Here is a 21,231-nt window from a genome sequence, read left to right on the forward strand (position 1 = left end):
TGGCAGGCCAAGCCGATCCAGCCACCGACAGGGGTGAATCTGGCCGGGTCTTCCAGCGAGTTCGTCAGCGTTGCGCCGGGCAACGTGTACATCCCGTTGGGCAATCTCAAACCGGGTCTTTATCTGGTGGAAGCACTGATCGGCAAGTACCGCGCGACCACCATGGTGTTCGTCTCCAACACCGTGGCGGTGAGCAAGATTGCCGGTGACGAATTACTGGTGTGGGCCGCGCGCAAACACGAAGGCAGCCCGGTGCCGAAGGTCAATTTGTTGTGGACCGATGGCCTCGGCGTAATGAGCAGCGGTGCCACGGATAGCGACGGTTTGCTGCGCCTGAAACACATCAGCCCCGAGCGTTCGTTCGTGATCGGCGAGGACGAAGAGGGCGGGGTGTTCGTCTCGGAAAACTTCTACTACGACAGCGAAATCTACGACACCAAACTCTATGCCTTCACCGACCGGCCGCTGTATCGACCGGGGGATTGGGTGTCTCTGAAAATCGTCGGGCGTGAATTCAAGAATGCCCGGGACTCGGTGCAGCCAAGCGCTGCCGACGTCAACGTGACTGTGCTCGATGCAACCGGTACGGCGCTGCAATCCCTCGAATTGAAGCTCGATTCCAAGGCTGGCACCCAGGGCCGATTCCAGTTGCCGGACAACGCCGTGGCCGGCGGTTATGAATTGCGTTTCAGTTACAAGGACCAGGCTTACAGCAGCGCCTTCCGCGTCGCCGAATACATCAAGCCGCACTTCGAGATTTCACTCAATCTGGCCAGGCAGGATTACCGTACCGGCGAGCCGGTCAAGGGCAATCTGGTGCTGCTGTATCCGGACGGAAAACCGGTGGCCAATGCGAAATTGAGCCTGAGCCTGCGCGCCCAACAGCTGTCGATGGTCGACAACGAACTGCAATACCTCGGGCAATTTCCGGTGGAGCTGACCAGTACCGAATTGTCCACCGACGCCAAGGGCAGCGCGTCCCTCGAATTGCCGGCCGCTGACAAACCGAGTCGCTACATGTTGACCGTGTTCGCCAGCGACGGTGCGGCGTATCGCGTGAAAACCACCAAGGAAATCCTTATCGACCGCGGTGCGGCGAATTTCCGTTTGAGCGCGCCTCAACGCTTCAGCGCGGTGGGTGAAAAGGTTGCGTTTAGCTACACCCGCGAAGGCGAGCAGGCCGACGCCATTACGCCAGGCAGTTACGGCTGGGTACGCCTGGAAGACCAGAGCACCGGCGAAGGCAAACTCGCGGCAACCGACAAAGGTTTCACACTGGCCTTTGACCGACCGGGCACCTACAACCTGACACTCAAGGATGACCACGGTCGCGTGGTCGGCGCCACCGGCCATTCGGTTACCGGCGAAGGTGTCAAAGCCGTACCCGGCACTGTGGAAATCGTCCTCGACAAGCCCGAGTACATCCCAGGCGATGAAGCGCTGGCGCTGATCACTTTCCCGGAACCAGTGAGCGATGCGCTGCTATCTCTGGAGCGCGACAAGGTCGAAGCCACCGCGTTACTTTCCAGGGGCGGCGACTGGCTGAAGATGGAAAAACTCAGCGATACCCAATACCGCGCGCGCATCCCGGTGAAGGAAGGTTTCGCGCCGAACCTGACCTTTTCGGTGCTGTACACCAAGGGCGGCCAGTACAGTTTCCAGAACGCCGGCATCAAGGTGATCACGCCACAGATCGACGTGGCCATCGTCACCGATAAAGAAACCTACCAGCCGGGTGAAGCCGTCTCGGTGGACCTGACCACCCGGTTCGCCGGCAAGCCGATTCCCGCGCACCTGACGGTCAGCGTGGTCGATGAAATGGTCTACGCCCTGCAACCGGAAGTGGCGCCGAGCATCGACCAGTTCTTCTATCACCCGCGGCGCAATAATGTGCGCACCAGCGCCAGTTTGTCGTTCATCAGTTATGACGTTGCCTTGCCGGGCAGCCCCGGTGCACCGGGCAAAGCCAATCGCAGTGAGCGCGGCGTGAAAGTGCTGGAGCGGCCGCGTCGCGAGGATGTCGACACGGCTGCCTGGCAACCTGAATTGCTGACCGATGCCAAGGGAAAAACCCGCTTCACCTTCAAGATGCCCGATTCCCTGACCCGCTGGCGCATCACCGCCAGGGCCATCGCCGATGACGGTCAGGTCGGGCAGAAGAAGCAATTCGTACGCTCGGAAAAACCGCTGTACCTGAAGTGGAGCGGCCCGACCCGATTCCGCGCCGGCGACAAACCGGACCTCGGTGTGTTCGCCTTCAGTCAGGCCGAGAACCCGGTCAAGGCTGAACTGGTGACCCGTTACGCCGGCAACGAACAGCGCGTGCCTGTGACCCTGAACAGCGGTATCAACTACATCCCGTTGCCGGCATTTGAACTGACGAATGGCGAGTGGAGCGCCGAGCTGGTGCAGGACGGCAAAGCCGCTGACGCGTTGACGGTGCACCTGAGCGCGACCGGTGAAGGCTGGCAGGTGACTCAAACCCGGAGCCTTGATGTGGGTGAGGGCGATACGCCGCTGACGTTGCCGGCAGACGCCAGTGATATCCGCCTGCGTCTGGACGACAGTCCGCAAGCGTTGTTCCGTTCAGCCCTCGACGATCTGTTGAGCTACCCCTACGGCGGTGTCGAACAGACCGCCAGTCGACTGTTGCCGTTGAGCATCGCTTACCCGACGCTAGCGGCGAATCCGCAGATCCGCGATCGCTTGCGCCTGATCATGCAAAACAGTCGCCTGCGCCTGGTGCAAATGGCCGGCCCTTCGGCGTGTTTCACCTGGTGGGGCATGGACGGCGAGCCGGATGCGTTCCTCACCGCTTACGCCTATTACGCCGACTGGCACGCCAGCCGGGTGCTGGAACTGAGCCTGCCGCCGGAGCATTGGCAGCGGGTGCTGGAGGTCTACGCCAAACAGGCGAACAACACGCCACTGTTGCAGCGGGCGCTGATCCTGTCGTTCGCCAAACAGATGCAGTTGCCGGTCAACACTTTGCTCAGTGGCTTGCTGGAAGACCTGGCGAAAGCAGGCGAGGGCACGGCCGCAAATCTGATGGAGGACGGCGAAGACAGCCTTGTCATGAGCGATCCGGATTCAGCCTTGGGGCTGGCTGCCGCACGAGTGCTGACGGCATCGCTGGTCAGGCAATCGAAGGTCGTTTTGCCGGACGTGTTCAATCGGCAACTGGCCGACGCGCAGCAACGACTGGCAGTCAGTTCCCAGCCGTTTGCCGAAGCGCTGAACCTGTCGCTGCAACCCTTCGATCAGGCTCACGCTCAGGCCTTGCTGCAACGCTTGCTGCCACAGCAATCGACACTGGAACGGGCGCTGGCGTTGATCTGGCTGCAACGCAGCATCGAGCAGGCATCGCCCACCATTGCATTGGCGCCGGGTGAAGGCTGGAAGAAACAGTACGGGGTTTCTGGTGAGATGTATTGGACGTGGCAGGGACCTGCGCCAGTGCCGACGGTATTGACGCTGACCGGCGCGCAAGAGCGTCCGCTGCGCGCTGCGTTGAGCTACCGCAGCCAGCAGCCGGCGGTCGATCCGATGGCCGTGACCATCACCCGTCGCCTGTCGCGACTGGTGCCGGGGGATGAAGCCTTCACCTTCAAACTCGAAGCGGTCGGTAACGCGCCGCTATCCAGCGACAACCTCTATCTCGACGAAGTGATCGTCACCAGCAAAGCCGCCAGACCGCTGCGCTACGGCATGCTTGAAGTGCCGCTACCCCCCGGCGCCGATGTCGAGCGCACGACCTGGGGCATCAAGCTCATGGGCAAGGCCGGCACCGAGCCGACGGCGCTGGAGAAGGCGCGTTTCGAACCGGGGCAAATGGCCTACGCCATTCCGGTCGATGCCTTGAGTGGTGAATTGCGTCTGCGGCATTTGGTGCGTTTCTCGCAGAAGGGCCAGTTCAACTTGCCGCCGGTGCGTTTTACTCAGGTTTATGCGCCGCAGCATCAGGCACTGGAACAAAAGGCAGCCCTTGGCCAGGTCACGGTTCACTGAGGTGCACAGGCTGCTGATGGGTTGGCTGCTGTGTTTGATTCCTGTGCTGGCGACGGCACAGGACGAACCGCTGCGCCTGGCCTTCAACGGCGATTTGCTGTCGCTGAGCCGGACGCAGGTGATCGCCCGCGAGCCGTTGCCGCCGACGTTGCAGACGCCGCTGGGCAGTGTGTGGAAGTTGTTCGTCTACGCCTGGCTGGTGGATACCGGCGCACATGAGCCAGCTTATGAATGTCGCGGCCAGTCGAAGGAAGAGGTTTATTGCTGCACGGCGGGCGGCAGGATCGAGCGCGATCAGGCGTTGGTGAAGTCATGCGGTTTGTATTTCGACCCCGCGCGGCTGGGCATCAGCGATGCAGATTGGCGGGCGTATTGGCAGGCGCATCAAGCACCGCAATGGCTGCTGGATTTACCGTCGTTGCAACCGGCTACACGGGTTTCGGTGGCAGAACTGTTGAAGGTGTTGGCCGTGCTGCCGGCACAGGATCAGGCCCGGCGTGTGCTGCTCGACGTTGTACTTAATGCCGCCGATGGCAACGTCGTCGGCGCGCTCGGTAGCCGTTTGCGCGTGAAGACCTGGAGCTGGCTGGCGGATCAGGATGCTGCGTCGCGCCAGGGCGGATTCGCTGGTTGGGCGGCGGACGGTACACCAATCTGGGCCGGAGGACGGGGCACCAGTCAGCGGGTACTGCGTGATTACACCCAGGCATTGTCTACGGTGATTCCTGTTGCATGGCCTGTGGATGCCGGGAAATGTGTAGAGGTCGACCTGTTCTCCCGCTATCCACTCAAGCGCGTGCTGTCAGAGGGCAGTGTGGTGTCCTCCGGGGCGTTGCAGGGTGACTACCGCGTCGAGTTCGCCAACGGAAATGCGCTGGATATCCACAGCGACGGCGAACTGTTTCTGTTCAACGACAAACTTGTCGCGCGACTGGATCGCGAAGAGTACGTCGCCCGTGTGCTCCAGCGCGAAGCCAGTGCCGAGCCGGTCGAGGCCGCCAAAGCGCTGACCGTGGCCATCCGCACGTACCTGCTGCAAAATGCCACGCGCAGTGGTGACTGCCTGAGCATCGACGACAGTAGCAGCCGTCAGCGGGTCGCACCGCGTCCGGCGTCGTCCGAGTCTCGCGACATTGCCGCGTGGACCAGCGACCTGATCCTGGCTGGCAGCTCCGTCACCTACCATTCCGATCAACCCGGCCCGGACAAACTGTCCTGGCAGCAAGCCGTCGAACAGGCCCGAGCCGGCCAGCGCTACGACGCCATCCTGCTGCACGCCTACCCACGCGCCAGTCTCAGTCGCTGGGGCAACCCGGTCGCGTCCTGCGAAGCCTTGCCCGCCGCGCAAGCCTGGCTGCAGAAACAACGGCGCGGCTGGCGCCAAAAACTTGAAAGCGAAACCGGCTACAACGAAGTCAGCACCTTCGCCGTATGCCGCCTGGCCTTCGGTCGTCCCTATGTCGACCGCGAACGCCAGCGCATCTATGTGCGCGGCGCGCAGACGCTGCAAGACCGCCTCGACCTGACCCACGAATACCTGCACCTGGCCTTCGAAGCGCACCCCAACGGCCAGGATGAAACCTACATCGAAGGGCTCGCCCGCCACCTCTTGCTGGAATAGGCCATGAAACTCCGTTATCCACAGGTCTTGCTGTTTCTCCTTTCGCTGACGGCATTGCCGTGGGCGATGGCAGCGGACAGCGTCAAACTCGACACCCCCGCAGGCGGCTGGCGCACCGGCACGCCCGAGGGCGAAGGGGAAAGCTTCCGGCAGACCGTCAACTACCCGGCCTCGTCGGTGAACACCCCGACAGGGCAGGCCAACACCGCTCGTATCAGCGGCCAGATCAAAGCCACAGCCAAATCCGCAGAACCCGGCCGACTGATCGTCAACGGGGTGAGCATGCCGCTGAAAATCGACCCGGCCGGCCGCTTCGATCGCCCGTTCTCATTCCCCAACGGCAGCAACAGCGTCGAGGTTCGCAGCCCTGATGGCCAACAACGTCACCGCACGCAATTCCTCAACAGCAGCGGCGGTGCAACCCCGGCCAAATTGCGCGTACTACTGTCGTGGGACAGCGACAATACCGACCTCGACCTGCACCTGATCACCCCCGACGGCGCGCACATTTGGTACGGCGACCGCGTAGCCCCCAATGGCGCGGCGCTCGACGTTGACGTCACCACTGGCTACGGCCCGGAAATCTTCGCCATGCCCGCGCCAATCAAGGGGCAATATCTGGTGTATGTGAACTACTTCGGCGGCGGGTACAGCAGTGATGAGGAGGGGCAGGAAGACGCGGTGCAAGCGCTGACCACGGCGCAGGTCACGGTGATTACCGAGGAGGGAACGCCAAGCGAAAAAATGGAAACGTTCCTGGTGCCGATGCGTGCGGTGGGGGAGTTGACGTTGGTGAAATCGTTCAGCTATCCGTGAGGTTGAGGTACAAGAGGTCGCTCACGGGTTTAGCCAGAAAAGTCGGCGTCCTTGATCTCACACTTTGTTACCGCATACCCCAGCCGGGTGTAAAAACTTGCTTCGGTAACAGCCTGGCAGCTACCCCAACCTCTGCACTCACCTGCCTGCCAAGCCCATCGCAGAGGGCTGTACGTGCTTTCTCAAATGCCCAATCCGCGAATTGGCCGGGTGATTGCATATGCTTGTCTGTACAAGTATCTGCGTGTGCATAGGACGTATCGCCGCGCAGTACATGCGCTCTTGCGGCACAAGCGCTTTCGATGGTCCCTGGGAATAAAACAATGAAAAAAGCATTTCTCACCATTTCTGCATTGGCTTTGTGTATGGCTGCCGGTTCTGCGCTGGCCAAGGAGTACAAGGAGTTGCGTTTTGGCGTCGACCCCTCTTATGCGCCGTTCGAATCCAAGGCTGCCGATGGCAGCCTGGTGGGCTTCGATATCGACTTGGGCAACGCGATCTGCGCTGAGCTGAAGGTCAAGTGCAAATGGGTCGAAAGTGACTTCGACGGCATGATTCCCGGCCTCAAGGCCAACAAGTTCGACGGCGTGATCTCCTCCATGACCGCCACGCCAGCGCGTGAGAAAGTCATCGATTTCTCGAACGAGCTGTTCTCTGGCCCGACCGCGCTGGTATTCAAGAAAGGCGCGGCCTTCGGCACCGATCCGGCCTCCCTCAAGGGCAAGAAAGTCGGCTACGAGCAAGGCACCATCCAGGAAGCCTACGCCAAGGCGGTGTTGGACAAGGCCGGGGTAGAGACCCAGGCCTACGCCAACCAGGACCAGGTGTACGCTGACCTGATCTCCGGACGCCTCGATGCCTCAATCCAGGACATGCTGCAAGCCGAACTGGGCTTCCTGAAGTCGCCACCAGGCGCCGACTTCCAAGTCGGCGAGCCGGTCGAAAGCCCGCTACTGCCAGCCAAAACCGCCGTGGGTCTGACCAAAGGCAACGCCGAACTCCAGGCCTTGCTGAACAAGGGTATCAAGGCGCTGCACGACAATGGCACCTATGCGGCCGTCCAGCAGAAGCACTTTGGCGATCTGAATCTCTACAGCGGCAAATAATGACCCTGCGCCCATTTGCGGATGGGCGCTTTTCGGATTGATGTAGGGCTGCCCAATGCTAGAAAACCTGTTGACGATTCTGGGGCTGTCAGGCTTCAGCCTCAAGGGCTTCGGCCCGCTGCTGCTGCAAGGCTCGTGGATGACTGTCAAATTATCCTTTCTGTGCTTGCTGGTAAGCGTTGGCCTGGGCCTGATCGGCGCCAGTGCCAAGCTTTCGAAATCAGCACTGCTGCGCGTGCCTGCGCAGGCCTACACCACGCTGATCCGCGGAGTGCCGGACCTGGTGCTGATGCTGCTGATTTTCTACAGCCTGCAAACCTGGCTGACCTCGTTCACCGATTTCATGGAATGGGAATACATCGAGATCAACCCCTTCAGTGCCGGGGTCATTACCCTTGGCTTCATCTACGGGGCGTATTTCACTGAAACCTTCCGCGGCGCCATCCTCGCCGTACCGCGAGGGCAGATGGAAGCGGCTACCGCCTACGGCCTGACCCGAGCCCAGCGCTTTCGCTTAGTGGTGTTCCCGCAAATGATGCGCTTTGCCCTGCCGGGCATCGGCAACAACTGGATGGTGATCCTCAAGGCCACCGCGCTGGTGTCGATCATTGGCCTGGCCGATCTGGTCAAGGTGGCCCAGGACGCCGGCAAGAGCTCCTATCAGCTGTTCTTCTTCCTGCTGCTGGCCGCCCTGATCTATCTGGTGATAACCACCGTTTCGAACTACGTCTTGCGCCGGATGGAAATCTTCTACGCCGCAGGCACCCGGGAGGCCGTGCGATGATCGAGCTACTGCAGGAATACTGGAAACCTTTCCTGTTCCAGGACGGCAATCACATCACCGGGCTGGCCATGACCCTCTGGCTGCTCAGCGCCTCGATCTTCTTCGGCTTCGTGATGTCGATCCCGCTGTCGATTGCCCGGGTCTCAACCAATGTCTGGGTGCGCTGGCCGGTGCAGTTCTACACCTATCTGTTCCGCGGCACACCGCTGTATATCCAGTTGCTGATTTGCTACACCGGCATTTACAGCCTGGCCGCCGTGCGCGCTCAGCCAGTACTGGATGCGTTCTTTCGCGATGCGATGAACTGCACCATCCTGGCCTTCGCCCTGAACACCTGCGCCTACACCACGGAGATCTTCGCCGGGGCCATTCGCAGCATGAACCACGGCGAAGTCGAGGCCGCCAAGGCTTACGGCCTGACCGGCTGGAAGCTGTATGCCTACGTGATCATGCCGTCAGCCCTGCGTCGTTCGCTGCCTTACTACAGCAATGAAGTGATTCTGATGCTGCACTCGACCACCGTGGCCTTCACCGCGACCATCCCGGACATCCTGAAAGTCGCACGGGACGCCAACTCGGCGACCTTCCTGACCTTCCAGTCCTTCGGCATCGCCGCGTTGATCTACCTGGCAGTCACTTTCTCTCTGGTCGGCCTGTTCCGCCTGGCTGAACGCCGCTGGTTGTCTTTCCTCGGCCCGGCTCACTAATTCAGGATGCTTGTTCATGTACAAACTGACCGTTGAAAACCTGCACAAAAGCTACGGCAACCATGAAGTCCTCAAGGGCGTTTCGCTAAACGCCAAGACCGGCGACGTCATCAGCCTGATCGGCGCCAGTGGTTCGGGCAAGAGCACCTTTCTGCGTTGCATCAACTTCCTGGAAACGCCCAACGACGGCGCCATGAGCCTGGACAACCAGCCGATTAAAATGGTTCATGACCGCCACGGCATGCGTGTGGCCGACGCCAATGAACTGCAACGCATCCGTACTCGTCTGGCGATGGTGTTCCAGCACTTCAACCTCTGGAGCCACATGACGGTGCTGGAAAACATCACCATGGCCCCACGCCGGGTGCTGGGCGTCAGCAAGAAGGATGCAGAGGAACGCGCCCGGCGTTACCTGGACAAGGTGGGCCTGCCGTCGCGGGTGGCCGACCAATACCCGGCGTTCCTCTCGGGTGGCCAGCAACAGCGGGTCGCCATTGCCCGTGCCCTGAGCATGGAACCGGAGATCATGCTGTTCGACGAGCCGACTTCGGCCCTGGACCCGGAACTGGTGGGCGAAGTGCTCAAGGTGATCCAGGGCCTGGCCGAAGAAGGCCGCACCATGATCATGGTGACCCACGAAATGAGCTTTGCGCGCAAAGTGTCGAACCAGGTGCTGTTCCTGCACCAGGGGCGGGTCGAAGAGCAGGGCGCACCCGAGGACGTATTGGGCAACCCCAAAAGCGAACGCCTGCAGCAGTTCCTCAGCGGCAACCTGAAGTAACCAGAGCGCCTTCGAGCGAGACGGCCGCAGGGTCGCTCGAAGGCGCTGGCTCAACTCTCAAAACGCCCGCATTCCACCACCTCAAGATCAAATCCGGTCATGCCGGCTTACTTACACTCGTCGGCCAGGCTCGGAAGGTGCGTTCGCCGGCCCCTTACAAATGGCGTTGAACACCATCGGACAGGGGGATGCCTGAAGCGCCCGGAATAGCTAGGCTGTCGGGAGGGTTCTCGGATGGGACGGGATTATTTCGGACAATTAAAAAGCCGGCTTGTGGCCGGCTTCTCGGGGACTGGCTTGGATCATTTTTGGTAAACCGCGCCAGCCTTCAAAACGTACACCCGGATCTTGCGTCCGGCTGTGGGACCTGGTGAGAAAGTCATCTGTCAGGTCAGCGCATCTGAGCCGCGGGGCGGGTCGATGCGCAAATGTGGGGCGCAGCATACGCAGGTTTGACGGAAATTCCCAGCGGGAAGTGCCATGCAGAGCCGTTCGGCTACCCGGGTGGGTGGCCGATGGAGGTTCAGGAGCGCTTAAAGAAATGGCACCGCCGGCCGCCGTTTGTTCAGGGTCGACCACCAGAACACCCAACCCAGCACCCTGATGTTCTGCTCTTCGATTTGTGCGGCCCTGAAGATTTCATCCGGGTACTCGGCGCGGTTGTGGCTGCGCAGTCGCAGGGAGTTGCCCGGTAGGCGGTGCAGGTACTTGATGCGTAGCATGCCGTCATGTTCGATGGCGTAGATCTCGCCATCGATAATCTGGGTCAGGCCACGGTCAATCGCCAGGGTCGAACCGTCTTCAATTTTCTCGCCCATGCTATTACCGCTCATGACGGCACAGATGGCGTCGGCGTGGTTGATTTCCAGGGAATCAAGGTGGTTGCGGGGCAGGCGGATAGATTGCCCGGGGTCTTCTATGACGTGGGTTTTGTTGGAGCCCGGGGCGATGACAGCTTCTTTGTACAAAGGCAGTTCGACGTCGACAGGCTCGATGACCGTGTAGACACCGCGTATGGTCTGGGCATCGAAGGTGTTGCCGGATTCGTCGAGCAGGCGCAGGTGTTGGGCGTCTTTCGAGCCTTCGCCGGTTTTCAGCCAGTCGCTGCTGACGGAGAGTTTTCTGGCGACTTCTTCCATGCAATGGGCGGGCACACCGCGCGTGTACCAGTTATGTACATTTTGCGGAGCCGTATCCAGAAATTCGGCAAATCCGGTGGTCGTGATGCTCGCTGCTTCGAGGAGCGCTTTGAAGCGTGGGCCGCTAGTGTTCTTTTTCATGAACGCGAGTCTACTGGCGGCTAACAAGGGTTTGAATAAACGCCTCGTTCAAATTTCGCGGGAAATTTACGACTGGATGTAAGACGCTCTTGGGGAATTTTAAACAAGAAAAAACCGAGATCGAGCCTGGTTAAACGCTGTGTTTGGCGTGCGAATCAAGCACCCACAAAAAACCCCGGATCAACCGGGGTTTTTCTTGCAGCTTGTCGCTTGAAGCTCGCGACTGCTCTTAACCTTTATAGGCAGCAACCGACTTGGTGATCGCGTCGCGGGCGGCGTCTGCGCCGGCCCAACCTTCGATCTTCACCCATTTGCCTTTTTCGAGATCTTTGTAGTTCGCGAAGAAGTGTTCGATCTGCTGGATCAGCAGCGCTGGCAAATCGGTGTATTCCTTCACGTCGACGTACAGCTGGGACAGCTTGTCGTGTGGAACTGCGATGACTTTGGCATCGCCGCCGCCGTCGTCGGTCATGTTCAGGATGCCGACTGGACGCGCGCGGATCACCGAGCCTGGAGCAACCGGGTAAGGGGTTACGACCAGCACGTCGAGGGGATCACCGTCGTCAGCCAGGGTGTTCGGGATGTAACCGTAGTTGGCCGGGTAGAACATTGGGGTGGCCATGAAACGGTCAACGAACAGGCAATCGCTGTCTTTGTCGATTTCGTATTTGATCGGCGCGTGGTTGGCCGGAATCTCGATCGCGACGTAGATGTCGTTCGGCAGGTCTTTGCCAGCCGGAATCTTGCTGTAGCTCATTGGGCGTTGCCCCCGTTAGTTGACCAAAAAAACTTGGCCGGATTGGCCAAAAAGTGGCGGCGATTATAGGCATATTCCTGGGTCGACGCCATGTACCAGAAGTCGTATGGCGCTCACTGGTGTGCCTGATAGACAGGGTCGTGCGCCTGAAGTTGCTTCAACCTCGCCAGTGGGTCCTGGCGATAGAACAGCTTCAACTGCTGGTACACCTGTGGATAAGCCTCGTGCAGTAAATCCGGGGCGCTGAAGAAGTATTCGCTGGTGACGGCGAAGAATTCGCCGGGATTTTCCGCGGCATACGGGTCGATGGCGGTTTCGGCATCGGGATTGCGCTCCAGTTGCCGGTCGAGGTCATCGTAGGCCGCTTGCATGACGCTGGCCCATTCGCTGACCCGCATGTCAGGGTGCAGCGGCGGCAGGCCGTTGGCGTCACCGTTGAGCATGTCGAGCTTGTGCGCCAGTTCGTGGATCACCAGGTTGTAGCCTTCCCAGCCACCGCTGGCCATTACGCCGGGCCAGGCGAGGATGATCGGGCCTCGCTGCCAGGCCTCACCGCTGTGTTCACCGTCCCATTCGTGTTCGACGCCGCTGGCATCGCGATGGCGCTGGGGGCTGAGGAAGTCGTCGGGGTAGAGAATGACTTCGTGGAAGCCCTGATACCAGTTCAGGTCGCCGAGGTGCAGTAGCGGCAGTTGCGCCTGGGCTGCGAGCAGCAAGCGTTGCTCCTGATGCAGTTCGACGCCGGGCAGGGCGGTCAGGTGCTTGTCTTCGAGGAACAACACGCAGGCTTCGCGCAGCCATTGGTCTTCGGCGGCACTGATGCCATCGAGAAAGCTCAGGTGATGACGCACCCGTTGCCACATGTCATCGGCAATCGGGTGCTTTGCCAGGGTGCGCCGGCGACGCCAGGCGCTCAGGGACCACATCGTGTCAGCGCGATTCGGCTTTGGAGCTCGAACCCGCCAGGCGGTTACGCACGATGCTAATGATCATCGGCAGCAACGACACCAGGATGATGCCGACTACCAGAAGCGACAGGTTCTTCTTGATGAACGGCACGTTGCCGAAGAAATAGCCGAGCGTCACCAGACCGCCGACCCACAGGACAGTGCCGAAGACACTGAAGGCAAAGAAGCGTGGATAAGGCATTTTCCCCACACCGGCGACGAATGGTGCAAAGGTGCGGATGATGGGCAGGAAGCGCGCCAGGGTCACGGTTTTGCCGCCATGCTTGTCGTAGAAATCGTGGGTTTGTTGCAGGTAGTCACGACGGAAGATCTTCGAGTCCGGATTGCTGAACAGTTTTTCACCCACCGTTCGTCCAATGATGTAGTTGGTGCTATCACCCAGAATCGCCGCCAGCATCAGCAGACCGCCGAGCAGTACCGGGTCCATGCCGCCACCGGCCGCCACGGCCCCGGCGATGAACAACAGGGAGTCGCCCGGCAGGAAGGGCATGACCACCAGGCCGGTTTCACAGAAGATCACCATAAACAGAATGGCGTAGATCCATGCCCCGTAGTTGGTTACAAGCATGTCGAGGTAGACGTCGAGATGCAGGACAATGTCGATCGGGTTGAAATCCATGGAAAGCACCTGTGGTAATGGCCCGACTCAGCAGGCCTGTGCGGATGACTTCGCGTAAGACTACGTATAGGGGTAGTTTTTCTTACAAGCCGGGAAGATCGGGATTATACGAGGCGAGAGGTGAAAATCGCGTCGAGATTGTAGCGAGGGATGTCATGACTGACCGATGGCTTGATACCGAACCTATGGGAGCGAGCCTGCTCGCTCCCATAGGTGCAGGCGATTCAGAGTTCGTCGCTGATCGGCAGCACATAGTTCTTGAACTCGGTGTCTTCCTTGAATCCGATGGACTCGTAGGTTTTCTGCGCGACTTCGTTGTTGCTGCTGGTGGAAACACGCATGCGCACGGCATTGGTTTCCTTGGCCATTTTTTTTGCGGTGCGGATCAGGTTATCGGCCACCAACTGACGGCGGGCGTCTTCGGCGACATAAATATCGTTGAGGATCCACACACGTTTGAGCGAAAGCGAGGAAAAGCTTGGGTACAACTGGCAGAAGCCCATCAGTTTGTTGCTGTCGTCATCGGACAGCGCCAGGTAGATCACCGATTCCTTGCGACGCAGTCGTTTCTCGAGGAACGCCCGGGACGAGTCCGGATACGGCAGGGAACCATAAAACTCGCGATATTTGACGAACAATGGGGTCAGCAGGTCCAGGTGTTCGAGGGTCGCTTGAATAATCCGCATGGTAGGTCTCGTCTTCAAGTGGCTGTCTTACGTCTCTGACGGCAATGGGAAACCCTTGGCGGCCGCGCAACGATCCTGCCTGAAACTGGTACGAATGTGCAATGCACAAGCGGTTCAGGCATTCGGCGGGCCGAGCAGGAAATTACCTTTCATGTCAGTTCCCGCGTCCGACTCCAGTGTCTGAACCTGCGCCTCGTCCTTCAGATTGACCCCTGACAACTGCCGCCGGCAGGCTTCGCGCATCAAATACAGCAAACGGTGTGCCGCCATGCCGTAGCTCAGCCCTTCGAGCCGGACATTGGAGATGCAATTGCGCCACGCGTCCGTCAGGCCGACCTTTGGATTGTAGGTGAAATATAAACCCAGGCTGTCCGGGGAGCTGAGGCCAGGGCGTTCGCCGATGAGGATCACGGTCATTTTTGCGCCAAGCAACTCACCGATCTCATCGGCGACCGCCACTCGGCCCTGTTCCACAAGTATGACGGGCGCGATGGTCCAGTTGTCTGCCATTTGCTCTTCGAAGCGCGCCAGAAACGGCAGGGTGTGGCGATGGACGGCCAGTGCCGACAGGCCGTCGGCGACCACAATCACCAGATCCACGCCACCCGGATGGGCCGCCGCGTAATCACACAGGGTCTGCGCGGATGCATCACTGAGTTTTCGCCCCAGATCGGGGCGTTGCAGGTACATGTTGCGATCCGTCGCCGCGCTGTGCAGCAACAGGCTTTCGCGTCCGCGTTCGGCCAATTGCGAGCTGAGTGCCGCATGATCGAATGGCAGATGCACTGCATCCCGCGCCTGAGCGTGGGCGTACTGGAAGTCCAGTTGTGCGTGGGTGGGAATGCTGGTGCCGGTTCGGCCCAAGGCAATCCGCGCTGGCGTCAGACGCCGCAGTTCCAGCCATGGGTTGTGAGGATCGAAGGGTAGTTTATCCATGTCATTGCTCATCCCAATTGCGCCAAGGCCTGCCGAAAGGCCGGTGGCAGGCTGTCGCCGAAGAGAATCCTGCCGTCCGCTTGAGTGAATATGCCCATTTTCGCCAGCCATTGTTCGAACTCCGGTGCAGGCTTCAGGCCCAAGGTCTGGCGGGCATAGAGCGCGTCGTGAAACGAAGTGGTCTGGTAGTTGAGCATGATGTCGTCGGAGCCCGGGATACCCATGATGAAGTTGATCCCGGCCACGCCCAGCAGGGTCAGCAGGGTGTCCATGTCGTCCTGGTCGGCTTCGGCGTGGTTGGTGTAGCAGATGTCGCAGCCCATGGGCACGCCCAAAAGCTTGCCGCAGAAGTGGTCTTCGAGGCCGGCGCGGATGATCTGTTTGCCGTTGTACAGGTATTCCGGGCCAATGAAACCGACGACAGTGTTGACCAGAAACGGTTTGAAATGTCGTGCCACGGCGTAGGCGCGGGTTTCGCAGGTTTGTTGATCGACGCCGTGATGGGCGTTGGCCGACAGCGCGCTGCCCTGGCCAGTTTCGAAATACATCAGGTTTTGCCCGAGTGTGCCGCGATTGAGGCTCAATCCTGCGTCGTAACCTTCCTGCAATAGGTTGAGGTTGATGCCGAAGCTGGCGTTGGCCGCCTCGGTACCGGCAATCGACTGGAAGACCAGATCCAGCGGCACGCCGCGATTTACCGCTTCAATCGAAGTGGTGACGTGGGTCAGCACGCACGCCTGGGTCGGGATCTCGTAGCGCTGGATGATCGCGTCGAGCATTTCCAGCATGGCGCAGATCGAGGCGATGCTGTCAGTGGCCGGGTTGATGCCGATCATTGCATCACCGTTGCCGTGCAGCAGGCCGTCGAGAATGCTCGCGGCAATGCCGGCCGGTTCGTCGGTGGGGTGATTCGGTTGCAGGCGTGTGGACAGTCGACCGCGCAGCCCCAGGGTGCCGCGAAACTTCGTGACCACGCGGATTTTCTGCGCCACCAGCACCAGATCCTGCACGCGCATGATCTTCGAAACGGCGGCGACCATTTCCGGGGTGAGGCCGGGGGCGAGGGCGCGCAGGACCTGTTCGTCGGCGGCATCGCTGAGCAGCCAGTCGCGAAAACCGCCGACGGTGAGGTGACTGACGACCGCGAAGGCTTGTTTGTCGTGGGTGTCGATGATCAGTCGGGTGACTTCATCGGACTCATAGGGAATCAACACTTCCTGCAGGAAGTGGGTGAGCGGGGTGTCGGCCAGGGCCATTTGAGCGGCCACGCGCTCGCCATCATTAAGGGCCGCAACGCCGGCCAGAAAATCCCCGGAGCGCGCCGGGCTGGCCTTGGCCATCACTTCCTTGAGGCTGTCGAAGCGATAGGTCCGGGCGCCGACGGTATGGGCATATACGGCCATGGGGCGGGGCCTCCTGATCAATTTAAAATGCGATCCGCTTTACTGTGGGAGCGAGCTTGCTCGCGATAGCAGTCTTACATCCGCCACATGTGCGGAATGACACACCGCCATCGCGAGCAAGCCCGCTCCCACAGGGGAATTGTGTGCACTTCAATAATGCAGGCGCCGGGCAGTGGGCCCGGCACCGGTGCAATTCATATACCTTCGAGCATAGCGTCTGCCGGTGCCTCGGAGCGTTGCCTGGCGGTCAGCTGGAAATACAGGTAACCGGCAGCCATGAAACCGAGGAAAATCAGGCCGATCAAGGTGTTGAACCACGCCATCGCCACCAGGCACACCACCGCCAGAAACAGCGCGATCCCCGGCACGATCGGATAACCCGGGGCGCGGAAGGTGCGTTCCAGGTTGGGTTCGGTTTTACGCAGCTTGAACAGGCTCAGCATACTGATGATGTACATCACGATGGCACCGAATACCGACATGGTGATCATTGCCGCCGTCAGGGTCATGCCTTGCAGGTTGACCAGGCCATCGCTGTAGATCGCCGCAATGCCGATCACACCGCCGGCCAGAATCGCCCGGTGCGGCGTCTGGAAGCGCGAGAGTTTGGCCAGCCCTTTGGGCAGGTAACCGGCGCGAGCCAGGGCGAAGAACTGCCGTGAATAGCCAAGAATGATCCCGTGGAAACTCGCCACAAGGCCGAACAAACCGATCCATACCAGCATGTGCATCCAGGTCGAATTGTTGCCGACCACGGCTTTCATCGCCTGGGGCAATGGATCGTTGATGTTCGACAGTTGACGCCAGTCGCCGACGCCGCCCGCCATTACCATCACGCCAATGGCCAGGAACACCAGGGTCAGAATGCCGCTGACGTAGGCCTTGGGGATGGTGCGTTTCGGGTCCTTGGCTTCCTCGGCGGCCATGGCTGCACCTTCGATGGCGAGAAAGAACCAGATCGCGAAGGGAATGGCGGCGAAAATGCCAGGAATCGAGCCCATCGTGAACTCATTGGCACCTGACCAGCCGTTGAGCACAAAGTTGCTGAAACTGAAGCCCGGCGCGACCACGCCCATGAACACCAGCAGTTCAGCGACGGCCAGCACGGTGACCACCAACTCAAAGGTGGCCGCGATGCTGACGCCGAGGATGTTCAGGCCCATGAACACGAAATAGGCGCCAACGGCGGCGATTTTCGGGTCCAGTTCCGGGTATTGCACGTTGAGGTAGGCGCCGATGGCCATGGCGATGGCCGGTGGCGCAAAGACGAATTCGATCAGGGTGGCGATGCCGGCGATCAACCCGCCTTTTTCACCAAAGGCCCGGCGGCTATAGGCAAATGGCCCGCCAGCGTGGGGAATCGCTGTCGTCAGTTCGGTGAAGCTGAAGATGAAGCAGGTGTACATCGTCGCCACCATCAACGCGGTGACGAGAAAACCCAGTGTGCCTGCGGTGCCCCAGCCGTAACTCCAGCCGAAATACTCGCCGGAAATCACCAGGCCGACAGCAATCCCCCATAAATGCAGGGTGCCGAGTGTGGGTTTGAGCTGTGTGGAAGAAGTAGTCATAAGTCCTCTCTATTTTTTATTGTTCGATCTTTTGGACTTTCGGGTACGACGGTTTGGGTGCAATTCCTGAATGACGGGTACGCAAGGCCCGTGCCAGAGCGGCCAGGCTTTTGTGTTGTGTCATTTAAGACGCCATCGCGAGCAGGCTCGCTCCCACAGGGTTATGGGGTGAATTCACTATTGAGAGCCAGCCCGGATCCACTGTGGGAGCGAGCCTGCTCGCGATGGCTGCTTGAAGGGCGACACAGAAACACCTGTGTCGCCCCGGTTTTTAGAAGAAGCCCAGCGGATTGATGTCGTAGCTCACCAGCAGGTTTTTGGTCTGCTGATAGTGGTCGAGCATCATCTTGTGGGTTTCACGGCCGACGCCGGACTTCTTGTAACCACCGAACGCGGCATGCGCCGGGTACAGGTGGTAGCAGTTGGTCCACACACGACCGGCCTTGATGGCGCGGCCCATGCGGTAGGCGCGGTTGATGTCGCGGGTCCAGAGGCCGGCACCCAGGCCGAACTCGGTGTCGTTGGCGATGGCCAGGGCTTCGGCTTCGTCCTTGAAGGTGGTGATGCTCACCACCGGGCCGAAGATTTCTTCCTGGAACACACGCATTTTGTTGGTGCCCTTGAGCAGGGTCGGCTGGATGTAATACCCGCTCGCCAGGTTGCCCTCGAGTTTTTCAACCTTGCCACCAGTCAGCAGTTCGGCGCCTTCGCCCTTGGCAATTTCCAGGTACGAAAGGATTTTGTCGAATTGCTGCTCGGACGCCTGGGCGCCGACCATGGTGTCGGTGTCCAGTGGATCGCCGCGTTTGATTTGCAGGACTTTCTTCATCACCACCTGCATGAATTCGTCGTAGATCGACTCCTGCACCAGGGCGCGAGACGGGCAGGTGCAGACTTCGCCCTGGTTGAAGAACGCCAGCACCAGGCCTTCGGCGGCTTTTTCGATGAAGGAAGGTTCGGCCTTCATGATGTCTTCGAAGAAGATATTTGGCGATTTGCCACCCAGCTCCACGGTGGACGGAATGATGTTTTCCGCCGCGCATTTCATGATGTGCGAGCCGACCGGGGTCGAGCCGGTGAAGGCAATCTTGGCGATGCGCTTGCTGGTGGCCAGCGCTTCGCCGGCTTCTTTGCCGAAGCCTTGCACGATGTTCAGTACGCCCGGTGGCAGCAGGTCGCCGATCAGTTCGACCAGCACGGTGATGCCCAGCGGGGTTTGCTCGGCAGGCTTGAGCACCACACAGTTACCCGCAGCCAGGGCCGGGGCGAGTTTCCAGGCGGCCATCAGGATCGGGAAGTTCCACGGGATGATCTGCCCGACCACACCCAGCGGTTCATGGATGTGATAGGCCACGGTGTTGCCGTCGATTTCGGCAGCGCTGCCTTCCTGGGCGCGCAGGCAGCCAGCGAAGTAGCGGAAGTGGTCGGCAGCCAGCGGGATGTCGGCGTTGAGGGTTTCGCGCACGGCTTTGCCGTTGTCCCAGGATTCGGTGATCGCCAGGGTTTCCAGATTTTGTTCGATGCGGTCGGCGATTTTCAGCAGCACCAGCGAGCGCGCCTGGGCGGAGGTGGCTCCCCACGCATCGGCAGCGGCGTGGGCGGCGTCCAGGGCCTTGTCGATGTCTTCGGCCGTGGAACGGGGGAATTCGGCAATCGGTTGGCCATTTACTGGCGAGGTATTGGTGAAGTACTGACCTTTGACAGGCGCGACGAACTCGCCGCCGATGTAGTTACCGTATTTGGCTTTGAACGAAACGATAGCGCCTTCAGTACCGGGGTGAGCGTAACGCATGGTGGTTTCTCCTTGCTTTTGTGCTTATAGGGAGTCGCGCATGTGCGCTTGCTTTAAGCGTAGAGCAAGGGCCGGGCCAGTGCGTTGCATGCCAGGCAAATCAAGGCCTTGCGTAGTTTTTGTCGGACAAACGGGGTTGGCTTGTGGCGCTTTCGGTACAGCCCTTGTGACACTTTGTACCGTTTTTGGCACGGTGTGTGACCGAGCGGTCTTGCCGGCATTGCAATGCGGGTCAGGCTGGAGGATGCTCGGCATCACATAACGCAATGCACATGTAGCAGCTGCCGAAGGCTGTGTTCGAGGGCGAAGCACTCGCCACGGTTCGGCAATGAAATCCGGGATACAGGTTTACGACCGCTCCGCGCCCGAACGCAGCCTGCGGCAGCTGCTACACGGAGGCGAGCCAGATCTTTCTGGGAGAATAATAAGAAATGCACGACAACCACTTGAGTCGCCATGCCCAGCAAGTATTGACCGTGACCCAGGGCAAGACCCACCTGCACGGCCCCGGCAGTGATCCGTCCATCGCCCGCTCCTGGCTGCGTTGCCTTGAGGACTATCACCTCGATCCGGCCCTGAGCATCGCGCCGACTGTGCTGGAACATGGCCGTGTCCTCGAAAGCCGCGAACGCTTGCAGCAAGTGCTGCACATCGCCGGCAATGAAATGACCAGCCTGCACCAGCAACTCTCCGGCGCCGGCCATGCGGTCTTGCTGACCGACGCCCGCGGCGTGATCCTCAACTGCGTCACCGCGCCCGCCGAGCGACAGATTTTCGAACGTGCCGGGCTCTGGCTCGGTGCCGACTGGAGCGAGGCCTGCGAAGGCACCAACGGCATCGGTACCTGCCTGGTGGAGCGTCAGTCGCTGACCATCCATCAGGACGAACACTTTCGCGGCCGCCACACCGGCCTGACCTGCTCGGCGAGCCCGGTCTTCGATCCCCATGGCGAATTGCTGGCGGTGCTCGACGTGTCGTCGGCGCGGCGTGATGTGTCGCGGCAGAGTCAGTTCCATACCATGGCGCTGGTCAATCTGTCGGCGAAGATGATCGAGAGCTGCTACTTCCTGCGCTGCTTCGACAACCAATGGCTGCTGCGTTTTCACTTGCAGGCCGAGTCCGTTGGCTTGTTCAGCGAAGGGTTGCTGGCGTTCGATGGAGAAGGGCGCATTTGCGCGGTCAATCAGAGTGCGCTGAACCTGCTGGGACACATTCGCGGCGGCTTGCTGGGTAAACCGGTGGAGGCGTTTTTCGATTGCTCGCTCGATGAGTTGTTGGGGCGCGCGAGCCTCAATGCCGCGGCCAGTTGGCCGTTGCGCACCCGTGATGGTCGCAAGCTGTTCGCGGTATTGCGCGGTGAGGCGCGGCGGCCGCTGCCGACTCCGACGGTGCCTGCTCC

Annotated in this window: 17 protein-coding genes; 8 read left to right on the forward strand and 9 right to left on the reverse strand. The window is 60.2% G+C overall.

Annotated features, from left to right (window positions below):
* The 7 genes from PMI29_RS26335 to PMI29_RS26305 form a co-directional block, all read left to right on the forward strand.
* The coding region (locus tag PMI29_RS26335; protein WP_007994166.1) for an alpha-2-macroglobulin family protein at positions 1 to 4,008 on the forward strand (4,008 nt) is incomplete at its 5' end.
* Positions 4,009 to 4,024: 16 nt separating this feature from the next.
* A complete protein-coding gene (locus tag PMI29_RS26330; protein WP_007994168.1) occupies positions 4,025 to 5,629 on the forward strand; it encodes a DUF2300 domain-containing protein in 1,605 nt (534 codons plus the stop codon).
* Between the two features lie 3 nt (positions 5,630 to 5,632).
* Positions 5,633 to 6,445 carry a YfaP family protein gene (locus tag PMI29_RS26325; protein ID WP_007994169.1) on the forward strand — a complete coding sequence of 271 codons (813 nt, stop codon included), beginning with the start codon at positions 5,633 to 5,635 and terminating at the stop codon, positions 6,443 to 6,445.
* 323 nt (positions 6,446 to 6,768) lie between these two features.
* The gene (locus tag PMI29_RS26320) at positions 6,769 to 7,551 is read left to right on the forward strand and encodes a transporter substrate-binding domain-containing protein (protein WP_007994170.1); all 783 of its coding nucleotides are present in this window, start codon (positions 6,769 to 6,771) and stop codon (positions 7,549 to 7,551) included.
* A 55-nt stretch (positions 7,552 to 7,606) separates the two neighbouring features.
* The gene (locus tag PMI29_RS26315) at positions 7,607 to 8,335 is read left to right on the forward strand and encodes an ABC transporter permease (RefSeq protein ID WP_007994171.1); all 729 of its coding nucleotides are present in this window, start codon (positions 7,607 to 7,609) and stop codon (positions 8,333 to 8,335) included.
* On the forward strand, positions 8,332 to 9,042 hold the full coding sequence (locus tag PMI29_RS26310; protein ID WP_007994172.1) for an ABC transporter permease: 711 nt from the start codon (positions 8,332 to 8,334) through the stop codon (positions 9,040 to 9,042). Before PMI29_RS26315 ends, PMI29_RS26310 begins: the two co-directional genes overlap by 4 nt.
* A 16-nt stretch (positions 9,043 to 9,058) precedes the next feature.
* Positions 9,059 to 9,823 (forward strand): ABC transporter ATP-binding protein, encoded by a 765-nt coding sequence (locus PMI29_RS26305; RefSeq protein ID WP_007994173.1) that lies wholly within the window; start codon positions 9,059 to 9,061, stop codon positions 9,821 to 9,823.
* 533 nt (positions 9,824 to 10,356) lie between these two features.
* Here PMI29_RS26305 and PMI29_RS26300 read toward each other — a convergent pair.
* From PMI29_RS26300 to exaC, 9 genes are all read right to left on the reverse strand, one after another.
* Positions 10,357 to 11,103, reverse strand: coding sequence for a LexA family transcriptional regulator (locus tag PMI29_RS26300; protein ID WP_007994174.1), 747 nt, complete (start codon positions 11,101 to 11,103; stop codon positions 10,357 to 10,359).
* Between the two features lie 229 nt (positions 11,104 to 11,332).
* Positions 11,333 to 11,860, reverse strand: coding sequence for an inorganic diphosphatase (gene ppa, locus PMI29_RS26295; protein WP_007894323.1), 528 nt, complete (start codon positions 11,858 to 11,860; stop codon positions 11,333 to 11,335).
* 113 nt (positions 11,861 to 11,973) lie between these two features.
* Complete coding sequence (locus PMI29_RS26290) at positions 11,974 to 12,786, reverse strand: zinc-dependent peptidase (RefSeq protein WP_007994175.1); 813 nt, start codon at positions 12,784 to 12,786, stop codon at positions 11,974 to 11,976.
* Between the two features lie 4 nt (positions 12,787 to 12,790).
* On the reverse strand, positions 12,791 to 13,447 hold the full coding sequence (locus tag PMI29_RS26285; protein WP_007994176.1) for a DedA family protein: 657 nt from the start codon (positions 13,445 to 13,447) through the stop codon (positions 12,791 to 12,793).
* A gap of 224 nt (positions 13,448 to 13,671) precedes the next feature.
* Positions 13,672 to 14,133, reverse strand: a complete 462-nt coding sequence (locus PMI29_RS26280) for a GNAT family N-acetyltransferase (RefSeq protein ID WP_007990572.1) — start codon at positions 14,131 to 14,133, stop codon at positions 13,672 to 13,674.
* Positions 14,134 to 14,247: 114 nt separating this feature from the next.
* Positions 14,248 to 15,081, reverse strand: coding sequence for an ethanolamine ammonia-lyase subunit EutC (gene eutC / locus PMI29_RS26275; RefSeq protein WP_443216420.1), 834 nt, complete (start codon positions 15,079 to 15,081; stop codon positions 14,248 to 14,250).
* Positions 15,078 to 16,472 (reverse strand): ethanolamine ammonia-lyase subunit EutB, encoded by a 1,395-nt coding sequence (locus PMI29_RS26270; protein WP_007994181.1) that lies wholly within the window; start codon positions 16,470 to 16,472, stop codon positions 15,078 to 15,080. The genes eutC and PMI29_RS26270 overlap by 4 nt, the downstream gene beginning before the upstream one ends.
* Before the next feature lie 194 nt (positions 16,473 to 16,666).
* Complete coding sequence (gene eat, locus PMI29_RS26265; protein WP_007990576.1) at positions 16,667 to 18,040, reverse strand: ethanolamine permease; 1,374 nt, start codon at positions 18,038 to 18,040, stop codon at positions 16,667 to 16,669.
* Between the two features lie 271 nt (positions 18,041 to 18,311).
* Complete coding sequence (exaC, locus tag PMI29_RS26260) at positions 18,312 to 19,832, reverse strand: acetaldehyde dehydrogenase ExaC (protein ID WP_007994183.1); 1,521 nt, start codon at positions 19,830 to 19,832, stop codon at positions 18,312 to 18,314.
* A gap of 431 nt (positions 19,833 to 20,263) precedes the next feature.
* Here exaC and PMI29_RS26255 point away from each other — a divergent pair.
* On the forward strand, positions 20,264 to 21,231 hold a 968-nt coding region (locus tag PMI29_RS26255; RefSeq protein WP_007994186.1), incomplete at its 3' end, for a sigma-54-dependent Fis family transcriptional regulator.

Origin of the sequence: Pseudomonas sp. GM49, from assembly GCF_000282355.1 — a bacterium.
GTDB lineage: Bacteria > Pseudomonadota > Gammaproteobacteria > Pseudomonadales > Pseudomonadaceae > Aquipseudomonas.